The 16,241-nt window shown below is 47.7% G+C and carries 13 protein-coding genes; 8 read left to right on the top strand and 5 right to left on the bottom strand.

Annotation, left to right across the window (positions count from 1 at the left end; translation table 11 throughout):
- Both ACR2PX_RS11670 and ACR2PX_RS11665 read left to right on the top strand, forming a co-directional pair.
- On the top strand, window positions 1-181 hold a 181-nt coding region (locus ACR2PX_RS11670; protein WP_433999532.1), incomplete at its 5' end, for a hypothetical protein.
- 340 nt (window positions 182-521) lie between these two features.
- Window positions 522-1,670: a hypothetical protein gene (locus tag ACR2PX_RS11665; RefSeq protein ID WP_433999531.1), complete on the top strand. Its 1,149-nt coding sequence runs from the start codon at window positions 522-524 to the stop codon at window positions 1,668-1,670.
- A gap of 57 nt (window positions 1,671-1,727) precedes the next feature.
- Here ACR2PX_RS11665 and ACR2PX_RS11660 read toward each other — a convergent pair whose 3' ends face one another.
- From ACR2PX_RS11660 to tsaD, 3 genes are read right to left on the bottom strand one after another with little or no spacing between them, the layout of a single operon-like run.
- Entirely contained in the window at window positions 1,728-2,210 is a 483-nt protein-coding gene (locus ACR2PX_RS11660; protein ID WP_433999530.1) for a 2-amino-4-hydroxy-6-hydroxymethyldihydropteridine diphosphokinase, read from the bottom strand.
- Entirely contained in the window at window positions 2,207-2,572 is a 366-nt protein-coding gene (gene folB / locus ACR2PX_RS11655; protein ID WP_433999529.1) for a dihydroneopterin aldolase, read from the bottom strand. Before folB ends, ACR2PX_RS11660 begins: the two co-directional genes overlap by 4 nt.
- Entirely contained in the window at window positions 2,565-3,620 is a 1,056-nt protein-coding gene (gene tsaD / locus ACR2PX_RS11650) for a tRNA (adenosine(37)-N6)-threonylcarbamoyltransferase complex transferase subunit TsaD (protein WP_433999528.1), read from the bottom strand. The genes folB and tsaD overlap by 8 nt, the downstream gene beginning before the upstream one ends.
- A gap of 618 nt (window positions 3,621-4,238) precedes the next feature.
- Between tsaD and rpsU the strand changes: the two genes are divergently transcribed.
- The 6 genes from rpsU (at window position 4,239) to ACR2PX_RS11620 (ending at window position 11,910) form a co-directional block, all read left to right on the top strand.
- Window positions 4,239-4,454, top strand: a complete 216-nt coding sequence (gene rpsU / locus ACR2PX_RS11645) for a 30S ribosomal protein S21 (RefSeq protein ID WP_034839300.1) — start codon at window positions 4,239-4,241, stop codon at window positions 4,452-4,454.
- 86 nt (window positions 4,455-4,540) lie between these two features.
- Window positions 4,541-4,990 carry a GatB/YqeY domain-containing protein gene (locus ACR2PX_RS11640; protein ID WP_433999527.1) on the top strand — a complete coding sequence of 150 codons (450 nt, stop codon included), beginning with the start codon at window positions 4,541-4,543 and terminating at the stop codon, window positions 4,988-4,990.
- Window positions 4,991-5,121: 131 nt separating this feature from the next.
- Window positions 5,122-7,110 carry a DNA primase gene (dnaG, locus tag ACR2PX_RS11635; protein WP_433999526.1) on the top strand — a complete coding sequence of 663 codons (1,989 nt, stop codon included), beginning with the start codon at window positions 5,122-5,124 and terminating at the stop codon, window positions 7,108-7,110.
- 455 nt (window positions 7,111-7,565) lie between these two features.
- Window positions 7,566-9,392: an RNA polymerase sigma factor RpoD gene (gene rpoD, locus ACR2PX_RS11630; RefSeq protein WP_433999525.1), complete on the top strand. Its 1,827-nt coding sequence runs from the start codon at window positions 7,566-7,568 to the stop codon at window positions 9,390-9,392.
- 116 nt (window positions 9,393-9,508) lie between these two features.
- Window positions 9,509-10,399, top strand: a complete 891-nt coding sequence (locus ACR2PX_RS11625; RefSeq protein WP_433999524.1) for a hypothetical protein — start codon at window positions 9,509-9,511, stop codon at window positions 10,397-10,399.
- A 119-nt stretch (window positions 10,400-10,518) separates the two neighbouring features.
- A complete protein-coding gene (locus ACR2PX_RS11620; protein ID WP_433999523.1) occupies window positions 10,519-11,910 on the top strand; it encodes a rhomboid family intramembrane serine protease in 1,392 nt (463 codons plus the stop codon).
- Here the strand turns inward: ACR2PX_RS11620 and ACR2PX_RS11615 are convergent.
- Both ACR2PX_RS11615 and pnp read right to left on the bottom strand, forming a co-directional pair.
- Window positions 11,876-13,300 carry a tetratricopeptide repeat protein gene (locus tag ACR2PX_RS11615; RefSeq protein WP_433999522.1) on the bottom strand — a complete coding sequence of 475 codons (1,425 nt, stop codon included), beginning with the start codon at window positions 13,298-13,300 and terminating at the stop codon, window positions 11,876-11,878. The genes ACR2PX_RS11620 and ACR2PX_RS11615 overlap by 35 nt on opposite strands.
- A 210-nt stretch (window positions 13,301-13,510) precedes the next feature.
- Window positions 13,511-15,610 (bottom strand): polyribonucleotide nucleotidyltransferase, encoded by a 2,100-nt coding sequence (gene pnp / locus ACR2PX_RS11610; RefSeq protein WP_433999521.1) that lies wholly within the window; start codon window positions 15,608-15,610, stop codon window positions 13,511-13,513.
- Window positions 15,611-16,241 lie beyond the last annotated feature (631 nt).

The raw sequence follows: 16,241 nt of genomic DNA, 5'->3' as shown, positions 1-16,241 counted from the left end.
CATTGATCTTCTGCGTCTGTTTTACCCTTCTTTGGCGAATAACAAAAAATCAAAACCCTATTCTGTAGGTTTCATGCATTCAGGAGGTGAGAAACCTCTCTCTAATCAAGAAATCACGGATTCAGGAGGTAGTATTCAAACTCTTCGTCTCCTATATGATCACCCGATCTGGCTTGCTTGATCACTACGACCTGAGCCAGATAATGAGTGGGATGAGATTCAAGCTGATAAAACTGTTGATTGGCAGCAAGCGCACTGACCTAAAAAGAAACCACAAACAGCATTAAAGTACTGAAAAAGCATCTCCAAACACGTTGATTATGAATACTCATTTACCTAGAACCTGTTACTGATACTGGCTATCAAAGATAGTCAAAACCATCCCGCTTGATTGAAAAACAATTCACCAAAATTAAATAAAAATCGTATTTATATTTTCATGACTTCCAACCTGTTTTTACTGTTCACGGCCCCAGACGTGCAGTTAAGATGATGGATTCAGCGATCTAGATAGAGATGACATGAAAATTTTTCTGGTCGGCGGCGCCGTTCGAGACAAGTTACTAAATCTTCCGGTTAAGGATCATGACTGGGTAGTGGTTGGCAGCAGCCCCGAGAAAATGAAACAGCAGGGCTTTCAGCCTGTTGGCCAGGACTTCCCTGTTTTTCTTCACCCTGACACCAAAGAAGAATACGCACTGGCCCGTACCGAGAGAAAATCCGGCCATGGCTACAGTGGCTTTGTTTTTCATACAGCACCCGATGTCACCCTGGAAGAAGACCTGATCCGGAGAGATCTGACCATCAATGCCATGGCAGAAGACGATCAGGGAAAGATCCATGACCCCTATGGCGGCCAGGAAGATCTCAGGAGAAAACTGCTTCGCCATGTTTCCCCAGCATTTCAGGAAGATCCTTTACGTATTCTTCGGGTAGCGCGGTTTGCCGCCCGATTTCATCACCTGGGGTTCAGTGTTGCACCTGAAACCATTGCACTAATACGCTCTATGGTCGACAGCGGCGAAGCTTCATATCTTGTGCCCGAACGTGTCTGGCAGGAAACCACAAGAGCACTTTGTGAGCCCAACCCTGAGATATTTTTTGAAGTCCTCTCGGCCTGTAATGCCATGAACGTGGTCATGCCTGAATGGATGCCTTTCCTAAAGAAAAACTCAACGGGCATAAAGGCACTTCAAACTGCGATTACCGCACAGGAGTCCGCTGAAATCCGATTCGCAGTGACCTTTGCACCTGAAAAGGGACTCACTCATGAAACACTCACAGCACTGTTCAAGCGACTAAAACCACCTTCTCAATTTTCAGAACTGGCCAACCTGATTTTCCAGCACAGTGCTTCTTTAACGACGCACTCTAATGACAGAGATGCTGATGACAAAGACGCTGAGCAATGGATGACGCTGTTTGAAAAAACAGATGCATTCCGACGCTCTGAACGTTTTGAAGCTTTCCTGAAAGCCTGCAGCTGCATTGCCCTGGCCCTGGGAAAAACGATTTCTGAAAGCCGTCAGGCACAAATAAAATCACTGCTCCTTCTCTGCCTTTCTATCAATGCCAAAGAAATTGTTTCCCGGGGCTTTAAAGGCAAAGCTATCGGTGATGAATTAAGAAAAGAAAGATTAATACAGATGCAGGAACAGCTGGATTCCTAAAACAACAAAGCCCCTGACAAAAGCAGGGGCTTATCTGTGCAAGAAACACGGAGTGGATTAGACTCCCTCTAACTCCAGCAGAGGCAGAAGACGAGGTTGATTGCCCAGCGTGACGCCAGATTCAAACGCCATACTCACGGCATCAGTGAATACACTGACTGGCCTTCCGGCCTGAAAATGACAGAGCTGCTTCACCAGTGGCCGATAATAAACTTCCTCAATGGCACTGATTTTCACATCCATAGCACCTTCAGCCACCTGCAGAATATCAAGATCAGCCCGACACTGGAGACTCCCTCTGACTCTCCCCAGCTGGTCTTCTATCTGCTTGCACCATTGATTAATGGATGACGGCGATGCTTCGCTCTCAAAACAAACGACAGCATTATAATAGTCAGCAGCCTCGACCCCCTCAGCGGACGTTTGAATCAAGCTACTCACCAATAGAGAGCCAAACTGCTGCCGAAGTGCCTGAATCATCTGCCGACAATTTTGCTCGGCTTCATCATTGGAACCCACTCCAATGTAAAAAAGTGTCATAGCGGGTGCATCTCTTCCCTGGTTCGTTCGCACCACACGGAGGCTACTGCACCTTTTAACGCCTGTGGTTTTCGGATCAATACACCGACCCGATCAACATTAAAATTAGCCTGAATTAACTTAATAATGCCTCCCGCCAGGGCTTCCAGCAAGGCATACCGGGATTCTTCGCAAAACGCACGAACCGCCTGACTGATGGCATCGTAGTCCAGCGCATCATTCAGATCATCAGAACGAAAAGCCCGTGAAAAGTCGGCTTCCAGTTCCAGATCAATAACCAAAGGCTGAGGCGCTTCGTGCTCAAATTCGTAGACACCAATGACAGCCTGCGTCTCCAGCTGTTCAATACGAACCTTATCCATTCGCCCTGTCCTCTGATTCACAATTAACAGCTTCCAGTGTTTCCATGTTCCAGCGTGGCATAGGGGCTACTTCAAGCGGTTCTGTCTGACCTGCAAGAAGACGCTGACAACCGGCATAAGCAATCATGGCCCCGTTGTCTGTGCAAAACTCAGGTCTGGCATAGCGGAGAACACCGCCTTCTTTTACTGCCATGGCTTCAAGCTGATTTCTCAACCTGCGATTGGCACTGACGCCACCAGCGATTACCAGCTGCTTCAAGCCGGTCTGCCTCAAAGCCCGACGACATTTAAAGGCCAGGGTGTCCACCACGGCATCTTCAAAAGCCCAGGCAATATCGGCTTTGTCCTGGTCTGTCAGACCACCCTCTTTTTTACAGGCGGCTACTGTATTGAGCGTAAAGGTTTTCAAACCACTGAAACTGAAGTCCAGCCCGGGACGATCACACATAGGCCTGGGGAAACGAAAACGCCCCTCAGCACCTGACTGTGCCAGGTTGGAAACCTTTGGACCACCGGGATAACCCAGTTCCAGCATGGCTGCTACTTTGTCAAAAGCTTCACCTGCTGCATCATCTATAGATTCACCAAGCAACTCATATTGACCCATACTGTCGACCCGAACCAACTGGGTATGGCCACCGGATACCAGCAGAGCCAGAAACGGGAACTCAGGAGGATTATCTTCCAACATGGGAGCCAGTAAATGGCCTTCCATATGGTGCACCCCCACTGAAGGAACTCCCAGCGCCCAAGCCATGGAACGGCCAATACAGGCACCCACCATTAAAGCACCTATCAAGCCCGGCCCTTTGGTGTAGGCAATGGCGTCAATCTCTTTTCGAGTGATGCCGACTTTATCCAGCACTTGATTGATCAGGGGTAGAACCCGCTGGATATGGTCTCTGGAGGCCAGTTCCGGCACAACGCCACCATACTCGGTATGCATTTCAATCTGACTGTAAAGGGCATCCGCCAGCAGCCCTTTCCGGCTGTCATAGAGAGCAATGCCTGACTCATCACAGGATGTCTCAATCCCGAGCACTATCATAGATACGACCTGTTAACATCAGCCTGTCAGATATACTCACAGACCCTGTGGATTACCATCATTCAGACAGGCATCCAGTCCATTACCCTCAGCACAAATAGCAAGGGTCCGGATATTAAGAACCAACGTACAACGTTAATGTTCAGTACCTGCTGCAGGGTCTGGGATGATACTGCAAACCAGCCTTTGCAGGAAATGCCAGACACCGCAACCCCTCAAGCTCATTGCAGGGCGAAAGCACGTCGTTTTTTGCATTTATAGAAAATAGTCTATAAAATTCGCACCCCTGAAAATACGCGGCTAGTCTGGACATTTGTTTAGACTTATTTTGCGGGTCGGAATTAGCTTCATCGCACGGCCTTCAAGGGCTTCAGCCAAGCTGAACCTAAGAAAATCGTGTGAATGCTCAACCATTTACTCTTGTTGGCAGGCTTCATAGATATTTTGAAAATCGCCAATTACAGAAAATAAACCTTTGCCCAGTCATTTTTTTGGCCAGGGAATTACAAAGCAACATTTTCTGAATAGAGTAGGAGGTACCAAAAGCAGATGTTATTATGCCGGGCTGCAAACCTTTATTAATGTACTCACTATTTTTTATAGGAAGGTGATCTCTGCATGCCTGCTGTTAAAGTTAAAGAAAATGAACCGTTTGATGTAGCACTGCGCCGTTTTAAGCGCTCTTGCGAAAAGGCTGGTGTACTGGCTGAAGTACGTCGTCGTGAACACTACGAAAAGCCAACCTCCGTTCGTAAGCGTAAGGCTGCTGCTGCTGTCAAGCGTCATTTGAAAAAACTGCAGCGCGAACAGCGTCGTCGTGAGCGTCTGTATTAAGACCGGTACTCCGGTTTTAGTCACTTCGTAACCCATCCATCAGCTCGAAGCCTTCTCTCGGGAAGGAATCGTATTGAGGTAAGAACATGAGCGAATGCCAGGTCAAGGAACAACTGACTGCTGCAATGAAGGATGCCATGCGCAATCGCGATAAGGTTCGACTGGGTACCATTCGCTTGGCTCTTGCTGAGCTTCAGCGAATCGAAGTAGACGAGAAGTCGATCGACGACACCCGTGCCCTTGCAGCACTCGACAAGATGGCCAAGCAACGCCGCGATGCCATCAGTCAATTCGAGTCTGCAGGGCGCACCGATCTGTCCGATCAGGAAAAACTGGAACTGGCGGTCATTCACGACTTCCTGCCTTCCCAGCTCAGCACTGAAGAAATCAGCCAGCTTGTCTCAGAAGCCATTCGCGAAAGCGGGGCCGAAAGCATGCGTGACATGGGAAAAGTCATGGGCGTTATCAAGCCCAAAGTTCAAGGTCGAGCCGATATGAATCAAGTCAGCCAGACCGTCAAGCAACTGCTTGGCTGAGCCAGCCCCTGCGCATACCTGCAAGTAATGCTTGCAACAATCACTGACATTCATCCAGTGACGATGATAACATCGAACTTCTGTTAAGATTTCTGGCACCGGTCTCTTCACATTATGACTGGTGCTGACACTTGCTATCCCTATGGGCATTTATGGCCGGACGCATCCCCCAGACATTTATTGATGACCTGCTGAACCGCCTGGACATCGTGGATGTTGTCGACAGCCGGGTAAAGCTGAAAAAAACCGGTCGAAACTATTCTGCCTGCTGCCCTTTCCATCAGGAAAAAACCCCTTCATTTAGCGTCAGTCCGGACAAGCAGTTTTACTATTGCTTTGGCTGCGGAGCCAGCGGTAACGCTTTGGGTTTTGTCATGCACTTTGATCACCTGGACTTCCCCACAGCTGTCGACTCACTGGCAAGCCTCGTTGGCCTGGAAGTCCCCAGGGAGCAATTCAACGGCCAGAAACGCGGCCCGGATCACAGCCCCCTGTACGAGCTAATGACTAAAGCTTCTGCTTTTTATAATGAACAACTAAGGAAATCGCAGGATGCCCCAAGAGCCATCCATTACCTGAAACAGAGAGGATTGGACGGACAAATCTGCAAGCGTTTCGGTATTGGTTTTGCACCACCAGGCTGGGATAACCTTCAGAATCATCTGACAGAGAATCAGGAAAAAGAAGACCAGCTGGTCACCACCGGCATGCTGGTTGAAAAAGAAGAAACCAAAAGCCGCTACGATCGTTTTCGTGATCGAATCATGTTCCCCATTCATGACACCCGGGGAAGGATTATTGCTTTTGGTGGCAGGGTGCTGGGTGATTCAAAACCCAAATACCTTAACTCGCCCGAGTCCCCCATCTTCCATAAGGGGCGAGAACTCTATGGGCTCTATGAAGCTAAAAAGCACAACCGTCATCTGGAACGCATACTGGTAGTAGAAGGCTATATGGATGTTGTTGCCCTTGCTCAACAGGGGATCAACAACGCGGTAGCCACACTGGGCACAGCCACAACTCTGGATCATATGCAGAGACTCTTCAAAACCGTATCAGAGGTCGTATTCTGCTTTGATGGTGATGATGCAGGCAGACGAGCCGCCTGGAGAGCGCTTGAATCTACCCTTCCCTACATGGAAGACGGCAAGCAGGCTCGCTTTTTGTTTTTACCTCAGGGAGAAGACCCTGACAGTATGGTCAGACAGGAAGGAGCAGACGCCTTTATTGAGAGAATAAAGAGCACCGCCCTGAGCCTCGACACATTCCTGTTTAAGGAGCTCGGTGACGGCATTGACCTCAACACCATGGACGGTCGATCCCGACTCGCCACCGAGGCTCAACCACACCTGCACAAAATCCCCGACGGCCTGTTCAAGCAAATGCTGATGCAGCGGCTGTCAGAAATTACCGGACTCAATACCGATACACTTGAGAGTTACTTAAACAAGAAGAGCGAACCCGAACCCAAACCAGTAACAGCAGAACCCATACACGACAACTACTCCATACCTGCTGAAGCGGACTATTACCCACAAGCTCATTATGAATTGGAAGCAGCCCACAACTTTCAGCCTCAGGAACGCACCTTTGAACGCAAACCTTTTAAAAAAGGTTTCAAAGAAAAGAATGAACAGCCTGCCCCCCCTGCACCACTGAAAGTTCGCCGCTCTGTTTATGCCATCCGACACCTGTTATGCAATCCCGAGCTGGCAGCTGGCGTTAAAGCAATGAGCGAACTGGAAGGGGATGAGCACCCTGACACACAGCTGTTAATTGCCCTGATCAAAACACTTCAGGAACAACCCAAACTACCTACAATCGCACTGATTGCTCAATGGCATGGAACCCAACACGGTATACGACTGCAAGAAATTGCCTCACTGGCACTGGGACACCAACCCAACGATCAGGAATTCCACGAAGCCATAGAACGCATCAGAGAGACCGTCAGGGAACTCGAACACAAGCAGACAACGCACACCCTGAAACAAACTTTTTCTCAAAAAAAACCAGGCCAGATAGACTCCACTCAGCGCAGCGTTCTTGAAGCCCTTCTTGAAAAGCAAAAGAAAAAACTCGGCATTAAACCCACGGCCAGCAACTCAAAAAAAGAATAATCAAAAGACTGCCAACCCACCCCGCAGTGAACGACAGAAGCCCTTTTTCGCTGCCGCCTGTAAGCATATTGTAAATTGTTTTTTTATCGGTTTATTTATGGCGACGCACGTATTTTTAGGTATACTTGAACTTCACTGTGCTATGTGGGAAGCCGTTATTGACCACACACCTGATTCTGAATCCGGTCTGAAACAGCCATGAGCAAAGAAAGCACCTCATAAACTCACTTATTGTGAGCAGGTGCTTTTACGGTAAAAAGCCACGGAAGGGGACCCTCACCATGTGTAGTTTTTCATGGACCGTTTTTCCGGTGCCTCGTCCATTGAACATCGTGCAGCTCCACGAAAGTGTACTCTCTTGCGCTTCCTTGTGGAAAACCTCATGTTTTTGAGCTATAATTACCAGCTTACGTTTTTTTCGTCCGGCACTCCACTTTCGCTGTTAAAGGGTTGATATGTCAGCTAACTCGCAACAACAATCCCGACTGAAAGAGCTTATCTCTCGCGGTAAGGAACAGGGATACCTGACTTACGCTGAGGTGAATGACCATCTTCCTGAAGACATCTCTGATCCCGATCAGGTGGAAGATATCATTCGCATGATCAATGACATGGGTATCACCGTCTACGAAACAGCGCCGGACGCCGATACCCTGTTGTTGGCAGAAGCCGATACTGATGAAGCTGCTGCCGAAGAAGCAGCAGCGGCTCTTGCAGCTGTTGAACAGGAAGCAGGTCGAACCACAGACCCAGTACGTATGTATATGCGTGAAATGGGCACGGTCGAGCTGCTGACTCGCGAAGGCGAAATCCAGATCGCCAAACGCATTGAAGAAGGGCTGCGTGAAGTCATGTCAGCCCTGGCCAAATTTCCAGGCTCTGTTCAGATTGTTCTGGACGAATACGATCGAATCGTAGAAGAAGAAGGCCGCCTGACAGATCTGATCAGCGGTTATATCGATCCTGACTCTGACCCCGTCGTTGCTCCTCCCGCTCCTGTCATTAAAGAAAAATTTGATGATAACGACTCTAACGACGATGACGAGGACGATGACGACGAAGATGCTGGCGGTCTAGATCCAGAAGAAGCGAAAGAGCGCTTCGACCTGCTTCGTGCTGGCCACGAAAAAGTCCTGAGCACTCTGGAAAAGCACGATTTTGGCTCTAAAGAAGCCAAAGCGGCTATGGAAGAGCTCACCGAAGCCTTCATGCCCCTAAAGCTGGTACCTCGTATTTTTGACATGCTGGTATTCCGCATCAGAAATACTCTGGACATCATTCGTCGCAACGAACGTGCAATCATGCAGTTTTGCGTACGTCGCTCAAAAATGCCAAGGAAGATTTTCCTGAGCTCGTTTCCTGGCAATGAAACCAGCCTTAAATGGATTGATGACGTCACCTCTGGCAGCGCCGGTTATGCAGACGCCATCAATAACTACCGGGATGAAATTGTTCGCTCCCAGAAGAAGCTGATCACTATTGAAAAAGAGTTTGGCTGCACACTGGTTCAGATCAAAGACATCAATCGCAGAATGTCGCTGGGCGAAGCCCGCGCCCGCCGTGCCAAGAAAGAAATGGTTGAGGCTAATCTGCGTCTGGTTATCTCCATTGCCAAGAAGTACACCAACCGTGGCTTGCAGTTCCTGGATCTGATTCAGGAAGGCAACATCGGCTTGATGAAAGCGGTAGACAAGTTTGAATACCGTCGCGGATACAAGTTCTCGACCTATGCCACCTGGTGGATTCGTCAGGCCATTACCCGCTCGATTGCGGATCAGGCCAGAACCATTCGTATCCCGGTTCATATGATTGAAACAATCAACAAACTGAACCGAATTTCCAGACAGATGCTCCAGGAGATGGGTCGCGAAGCTACCCCTGAAGAACTGGCTGTTCGCATGGAAATGCCAGAAGACAAGATTCGCAAGGTACTGAAGATCTCCAAGGAACCTATTTCCATGGAGACTCCAATCGGTGATGATGAAGACTCCCATCTGGGCGACTTTATCGAAGATGCAACGATTCAGTCACCTATCGATCGAGCGACTGGCACTGGCCTCAAAGAATCTACTCGCAACGTACTGTCTGGCCTGACAGCCCGTGAAGCGAAGGTTCTGCGCATGCGCTTTGGTATCGATATGAACACCGACCACACCCTGGAAGAAGTGGGCAAGCAGTTCGACGTAACCCGTGAGCGTATTCGTCAAATCGAAGCCAAGGCTCTGAGAAAGCTGCGCCATCCAACGCGCTCAGATCATCTGAGAAGCTTCCTGGACGAGTAAAACTCTTTCAGAACCAAAAAAACCGTGCTCATGCACGGTTTTTTTATGCTTGCTTGAAACCTGACCCTACCTTATAAACGACAGATGACAACAAGAACAACCGGAGTCAGGGCCCAATGAATCAAGCTACAGTTTTACAAGACGCATTATTTCGCAGTGCGACCATTCATCAACCCCATGCACTAAAGGCATTTTTGGCCGCATGGTATTTGGCAAAAAATTATCCAGACATAGAACAGGAGATCTGGGATCAAACACACCGTTTAATCGAGAAAACGGAAATAAAGATTAACACCGTCTTGTCAGAACACATGGAGCCCCAAAGATTCAGCTCAGATAGAATTCACACAAGATTGAACAATGCTGTCTTTCCAGCAGTCTATCTTGTCATGAAGCAGTGGCACTCAGAAAAAGGTATTGAAGACATCCTCAGTCATTACCTCGTAAAAGCAGCTACTGCCGATCACTACCTTTCCCATCACGTCACAATACTGCTCGCCTTCAAAGTCGTGCACCAGCAACTCAGCGAAAGTCAGATACTTCCCTATCTGGAACGATTAACAGAGTTTGTCTGCACCACTTATAATAAGTCAAAGTTCTCAGAACCACTCATCAGTCGAGACACACCACCGGCGTTTGAGAATATTTTAGAAGCAACCCTGAAACAACCTGGATTCTTCGGTCACAATCTGATCACCATTGCATGGCTCCACAGAACGCAGAACGAAATCCGCCTGGACCTTCTTCATTCCATGCTTTCCAACCTGCATGAACAAGCCACACAACCTCTCGAATACCCGGAAGACGCAATGGATCAAGACACTTTTCAGAAAACCAGCCCTTCTGAAAACCCAGAGATTTTCCATGAGAGGATCAACCACTTAATTTTTCACAACACCAGAAACCTGCACCAGGTGACACTCGCAGATGCGCTTACTTATCTCAGAGAAGCCTTCCCCCATCGAACAGGAAAGCTATCTCAAATAGCTGAATACTATAGCAACTGATTATTTCAGAGTGCTGGCACCAGCAGTCTCTGGCGCTATACCCGCCAAAAACTCTGAGCTACAATACGACACAGTATAAACACCTAAAAACAATAAATAGAACGGCTGCAGGACGCACAATGCTAATCATTCCCGCCGAGAGAAAGCTGGACTGGCGAGACCCTCCTCTTATCACGCTGTTACTGATTATTATCAACTGCGCTGCTTTCTTTGGTTATCAGATCAAGGATCAGAAAATCTATCCTGAGCTGATGGAAACCTATGAACAGATGCAGCATTCAGGGAAAGAAATGGCTCTGTATTCTGACTATCTCAGTCAGAATAAACCTAAGGACTGGGCCAGCATTCCTCTGAACAGTGAAGAAGGAAACATGATTCTCACCATGCAGCTTATGCATGATATGGAGTTTGAAGAGCATCTGAGAACTCAGGCAGAGTTTTCAAACAGCCAGTGGGAGAAAGAGAGAGAGCAGTTTGAAGCACTTCGAGATAAGCTTAGCTATGTAGACTATGGCTTTAATCCTGCCCAACCTTCCTTAATCGACGCCTTTGTTTCCATGTTTCTTCACGGTGATTTTGGCCACCTGCTGGGGAATATGATTTTCCTGTTTATTTTTGGCTGCGCCCTGGAAGTCGTCATGGGCAGACTGGCCTATCTCACGACTTATCTGACGACTGGCTTTGCAGCCACAGGACTGTACTGGATTATGCAGTGGGGTGAACAAGGTTTTGGGGTAGGAGCATCAGGCGCAATAGCTGGATTAATGGGCGCCTATCTGGGCGCTTATCAAGCTCGAAAAATTCAGTTTTTCTACTGGATAGGCCCTTATTTCAACTTTATGAAGGCTCCAGCACTCATCATCTTCCCATTCTGGCTGGGAAAAGAAGTCATTGGACAGGTTTTCAGTAACACAAACGTCAACTACTGGGCACACATGGGCGGATTGATCGGCGGCGTGATCATTACACTCACTGCCCGCCCCTGGTTAAATCTCTCCGAAACCAAACTGGCAGAAAATACAGAAAAAAATACGTTTGACCCTGCTCAGGCCATCGATGATCTCATTAACCAGCTGCAACACGATAAAGCAATGCAATTAGCTGAAAAGCTGAATCAGGACCACCCTGCTCACCCAGAGATTCTGGAAAGACTCTACACGCTGAAAAAACGGAATCGCAACAAGAGCTTCCATCAACTGGTGCTCTCCATCATCAAGCTACCAAGAAAACCAGAAATAGATACGCTGATCGCTTCTATTACACCCTCATACTGTGAGACGCCAGTACTGCTAAAAAGCAGCAAACTCAGCGTCTTCTGGATCAACCGACTGATCAAGACCGACCACCACTCCGAAGCAGTTCAGCTAACCCAGAAAGCATTTTCTGTCACTTCAGAAAAAGAAACGCTGACTCCCTGCATTGAAGAACTGGCCAGCTATTACCGAGGCAGGAACAACCAGCACCACCAAAATCTAATCAAGCTTCTGTCGACTCTGACAATGACTCAATAACCTTTTGATATTCCCTGGCTTCCTTAACTACACGGTGGCCAGGGAATTTCTGAATAATGAAATCCAGATACTTATTGGCCTGCTCATCATTATTCATATTTTCACTGAGCAGTCTGGCAATCAACATATAAGCCTCAGGAAGCTGTTGATAGTCCGGGAATAACTTATGAAGATTAAACAGTAAACCTAAAGCTTCTCTGATTTTTCCTTTTTGTGCCAGCGATTCAGCCAATCGATAACGCTCACCCGGCACGGACGGCATATAGGCTTTGATCCTGCCTTTCATATCCAGATAAACGTCTGCAGCCTCATGATCACGTCGCAGTATCATCAGGCGTTGAATGTATTTTTCACCAAACTTTATCAAAGACTGATCAGGTGCCCAGAGCAACAATAGCTTGAAAAAGCGCTTGTTCAGCTGAATATCAGAACGATCACGCTCCAGCGCCTGTTTGGTAACCTTCAAGGCTTCTTCTTCACGCCCTTCACGCATCAGAATAAGCCCATCAGAAAGCGCCTTTTGTGTCTGGTACTCTTCTTCTGACACCCCTTCTTCGCCTTCCATTTCTGCAGCATACCCCAGCTCCGACTGATACTGGTAAAGGCAATAACCCATCATGGCGCACATAACAAAAGAGAAGTAACCGCCCAATAATGAGGAGGCCGCAGTAAAGAGGGAAGACACTTCTTCCTGACCACCTATGAAATAGCCAGGCCCACCATAGAGCACAATCAGGAAGAAATAGAGCAGCATATAAGGCCAGCCGATAGCCGAGATAACAAATGCGATCTTGATAGGATTAACTGCAGCAGAGAGCGTGTGCTCTCTGGCCAGTATCATCATAGAGGCCGGCAAACCCAGAAGCATAAAAGCAGCTGCACCCAGGACAACAAACACCCCCAGCGAACTCAAAAAGTACAGAACGACACCTGCCACCAGAAAAATTCCAATCTGCTTGAAGAACAGGCTCAAACCCTCGCTGGAAAAAGCCTCTTCCAGACCGGGCGGCTCCCAATCACCCAAACTGACCGATTCAATAATCTGCAATGAGTATTTGGTCAGAACGCACATCAACAGAATACTTAAAGGCAGTATAAAGAATCCGGTATAAGGCATCACGAAACCGATCAGAATACAGACGGCCAGAAAGGCGAGACTGGAAATTCTGATGGGGTATAAAAAGAAATCATTAATTTTTAGCCAGAATGGCTCGGCAGAATGAGCTGCCCCCAGGTAGGTTATTTCCTGATTACAAAGCGTACAGAGAGGCTCGTCATAGCCTTCCGGTACTATGGGGACACAGCATTCCCCATAATGCTTCTGACAACTTTCACAATGCCATACGGCCGGATTACTCTTGTGATACTGGCAATTGACCGCCTCAGCCATCCGATACACCCTGTCGTTTTATTATTCTTGGACAATCAGTACTTTCAAATAGGTCATACAACTATTGAAAGCTTAACTTTATTCAAACTGATGAATGAGCAACGGTATTCTACCCTTTTCACACCAGAAACAGCCATGCTCAGATGCCTTAAGACATAAAAAAACAGGAGCCATTGGCTCCTGTTTTTTTAGTAAGCTACGTACTTAAGATCAGCTTTGCTGTTCTCTCGCACGCTCAACTTCTTTCATGCTGAGCTTGATACGACCACGGGAATCGATATCCAGAACAACAACGTCGACAGTCTGACCCACTTTCAGATAGTCAGTCACATTCTCAACACGCTCATTGGCGATCTGGGAAATGTGCACAAGACCGTCTTTGCCTGGCAGAACGCTGACAAAAGCACCGAAATCAAGAATTCGGGTCACTTCACCGGTATAGATCTTGCCAATTTCAGCTTCAGCAGTAATACCGTGTACCATGTCATAGGCAGCTTGCGCTTTTTCACTGTCTTCAGCAAAAATCTGAACCATACCGCTGTCGTCGATATCGACAGAAGCACCGGTTTTGTCGCAAATACCACGAATGGTAGAACCACCTTTACCAATAACATCACGAATCTTGTCTGGATCAATTTTCAGAGACATGGTCATTGGTGCATTCGGGTTCAGTTCTGTTCGAGCTGCACCGATCACCTTGTTCATCTCACCCAGAATATGCAGACGAGCGTCCATGGCCTGCTCAAGAGCAATTTCCATGATCTCTTCAGTGATACCGGCGATCTTGATATCCATCTGCAGAGCAGTAATACCTTCAGAAGTACCGGCTACTTTAAAGTCCATATCACCCAGGTGATCTTCATCGCCCAGAATGTCGGTCAGAACGGCAAATTGCTCACCTTCTTTTACCAGACCCATGGCAATACCAGCAACAGGTGCTTTCAGTGGTACACCAGCATCCATCAGCGCCAGAGAAGTGCCGCAAACAGAAGCCATTGAGCTGGAACCGTTGGATTCAGTAATCTCGGAAACCACACGAATGGTGTACGGGAACTCTTCCTGGGTTGGCAGCACTGCCTGAACACCACGACGAGCCAAGCGACCATGACCGATCTCACGACGACCTGGCGCACCCATACGACCACACTCGCCTACAGAGTAGGACGGGAAGTTGTAATGCAGCATGAAAGGATCTTTGAATTCACCTTCCAGGCTATCAACGATTTGAGCATCACGGGTCGTACCCAGTGTTGCAGCAACGATGGCCTGAGTTTCACCACGGGTGAACAGAGAAGAACCATGAGTCTTCTGCAGAACCCCCACCTCAACACCAATACCACGAACCGTCTTAGTGTCACGGCCATCGATACGAGGCATACCACCAATGATATTGCCACGAACGACATTCTTTTCGAGCTTACTGAATGACTTATCAACATCGGAAGCATCAAAAGCACTGCCTTCACCTGCCAGAGACTCCAGCATTTCCTGACGCAGTGTATTGATGGCAGCCTGACGATCCTGCTTGATGGTGATCTGATAAGCTTCACGCATCTTGCCTTCAAAGGACGCAACTTTTTCTTTCAGTTCCGCGTTTTCAACAGGCGCTTCCCAGTCCCAGCGAGACTTGGCTACTTCGTTTGCCAATTCCTGAACCGCTTGAATAACAGACTGATATTCCTGGTGAGCAAACAGTACTGCTCCCAGCATTTCATCTTCAGTCAGCTCCTTAGCTTCAGATTCCACCATCAATACGGCGTCGCTGGTACCCGCTACAACCATGTCCAGCTCAGAACCTTTCAGGACTTCAAAGCTAGGGTTAAGCAGGTAACCTTCTTCTTCAGTAAAACCGACACGGGCTGCACCAATCGGACCGTCAAACGGAATACCCGAAATAGCCAGAGCAGCAGAGGTAGCCAGCATGGCAACAATATCAGGATCATTTTGCTTGTCAGCAGACATGACAGTACAGACAACCTGTACTTCGTTCATGAAACCTTTTGGAAACAACGGGCGAATAGGACGATCAATAAGGCGAGAGGTCAGCGTTTCTTTTTCGCTTGGACGAGACTCACGCTTCAGGAAGCCACCTGGAATTTTACCAGCAGCATAGGTTTTTTCTTGATAGTGCACAGAAAGCGGAAAGAAATCCTGCCCTTCTTTTGCCTGCTTGGCACCGACTACAGCTGCCAGGACAGCAATCTCACCCATCTTGGCCAGGACAGCACCAGAAGCCTGACGCGCAATACGGCCGGTTTCCAGAGTTACGGTCTGGCCACCAAACTGAAATGTTTTAATTACCGGATTCACTACGTTTTCCTATTAAGTGTGAATAAAGAAATACAGTACCCGGTCATAGCGGTGTGACAGATGCAATTCAAAACCTTCTGGATAATGTACAGACTCTGCCTATCCAGACAGACTTGGAATTGCACCCTCTACTGACAACCGGAGTGCTGATGTATCAATTCAGAATGAGTTGATCTCATTCTTTAAAACCATAAAACATTGCTGCTGTTATGGTTTTTTTAACCACAAGAAAAGTGAAGACTTCATTATACACTTTATCTTGAAAATAATTTCACCCCTAGCGGGGACAAAATCATTTTCTTACCTTATGGCTACTTATCGCAATAAAGACTTTGAGTCTCAGTAACAATAATGCTACTTCACAAGTCTTCTGCTTTTTTCAATCCAATAAAGCAAAACACCGCCTGCCTCACAAAGGAAGCCGGCGGTGCTTTAACTGCACAGAAATACATTTATTGAGCTCAAAGCTATTCAATGTATTTCTGTCCAACCCTGAGCTGAACGTTACACTCGATTCTGCAGTTTTTCTCACTTGACAATCAGGTTGCATCCAATAATTCAAATTTCCCAGCATGAGATTTGAGTGATTCCGTAGGCTCCCGTTTACCAAGATCTCGCCCCGCCATATGCC

The organism is Endozoicomonas sp. (assembly GCF_051008435.1).
Lineage (GTDB): Bacteria > Pseudomonadota > Gammaproteobacteria > Pseudomonadales > Endozoicomonadaceae > Endozoicomonas_A.
This window is presented reverse-complemented; position numbering and strand designations above follow the sequence as displayed.

Coding starts and splice junctions, on each gene's coding strand:
- ACR2PX_RS11665 (WP_433999531.1), top strand. CDS start 522: ATGAAAATTTTTCTGGTCGGCGGCGCCGTTCGAGACAAGTTACTAAAT.
- ACR2PX_RS11660 (WP_433999530.1), bottom strand. CDS start 2,210: ATGACACTTTTTTACATTGGAGTGGGTTCCAATGATGAAGCCGAGCAA.
- folB (WP_433999529.1), bottom strand. CDS start 2,572: ATGGATAAGGTTCGTATTGAACAGCTGGAGACGCAGGCTGTCATTGGT.
- tsaD (WP_433999528.1), bottom strand. CDS start 3,620: ATGATAGTGCTCGGGATTGAGACATCCTGTGATGAGTCAGGCATTGCT.
- rpsU (WP_034839300.1), top strand. CDS start 4,239: ATGCCTGCTGTTAAAGTTAAAGAAAATGAACCGTTTGATGTAGCACTG.
- ACR2PX_RS11640 (WP_433999527.1), top strand. CDS start 4,541: ATGAGCGAATGCCAGGTCAAGGAACAACTGACTGCTGCAATGAAGGAT.
- rpoD (WP_433999525.1), top strand. CDS start 7,566: ATGTCAGCTAACTCGCAACAACAATCCCGACTGAAAGAGCTTATCTCT.
- ACR2PX_RS11625 (WP_433999524.1), top strand. CDS start 9,509: ATGAATCAAGCTACAGTTTTACAAGACGCATTATTTCGCAGTGCGACC.
- ACR2PX_RS11620 (WP_433999523.1), top strand. CDS start 10,519: ATGCTAATCATTCCCGCCGAGAGAAAGCTGGACTGGCGAGACCCTCCT.
- ACR2PX_RS11615 (WP_433999522.1), bottom strand. CDS start 13,300: ATGGCTGAGGCGGTCAATTGCCAGTATCACAAGAGTAATCCGGCCGTA.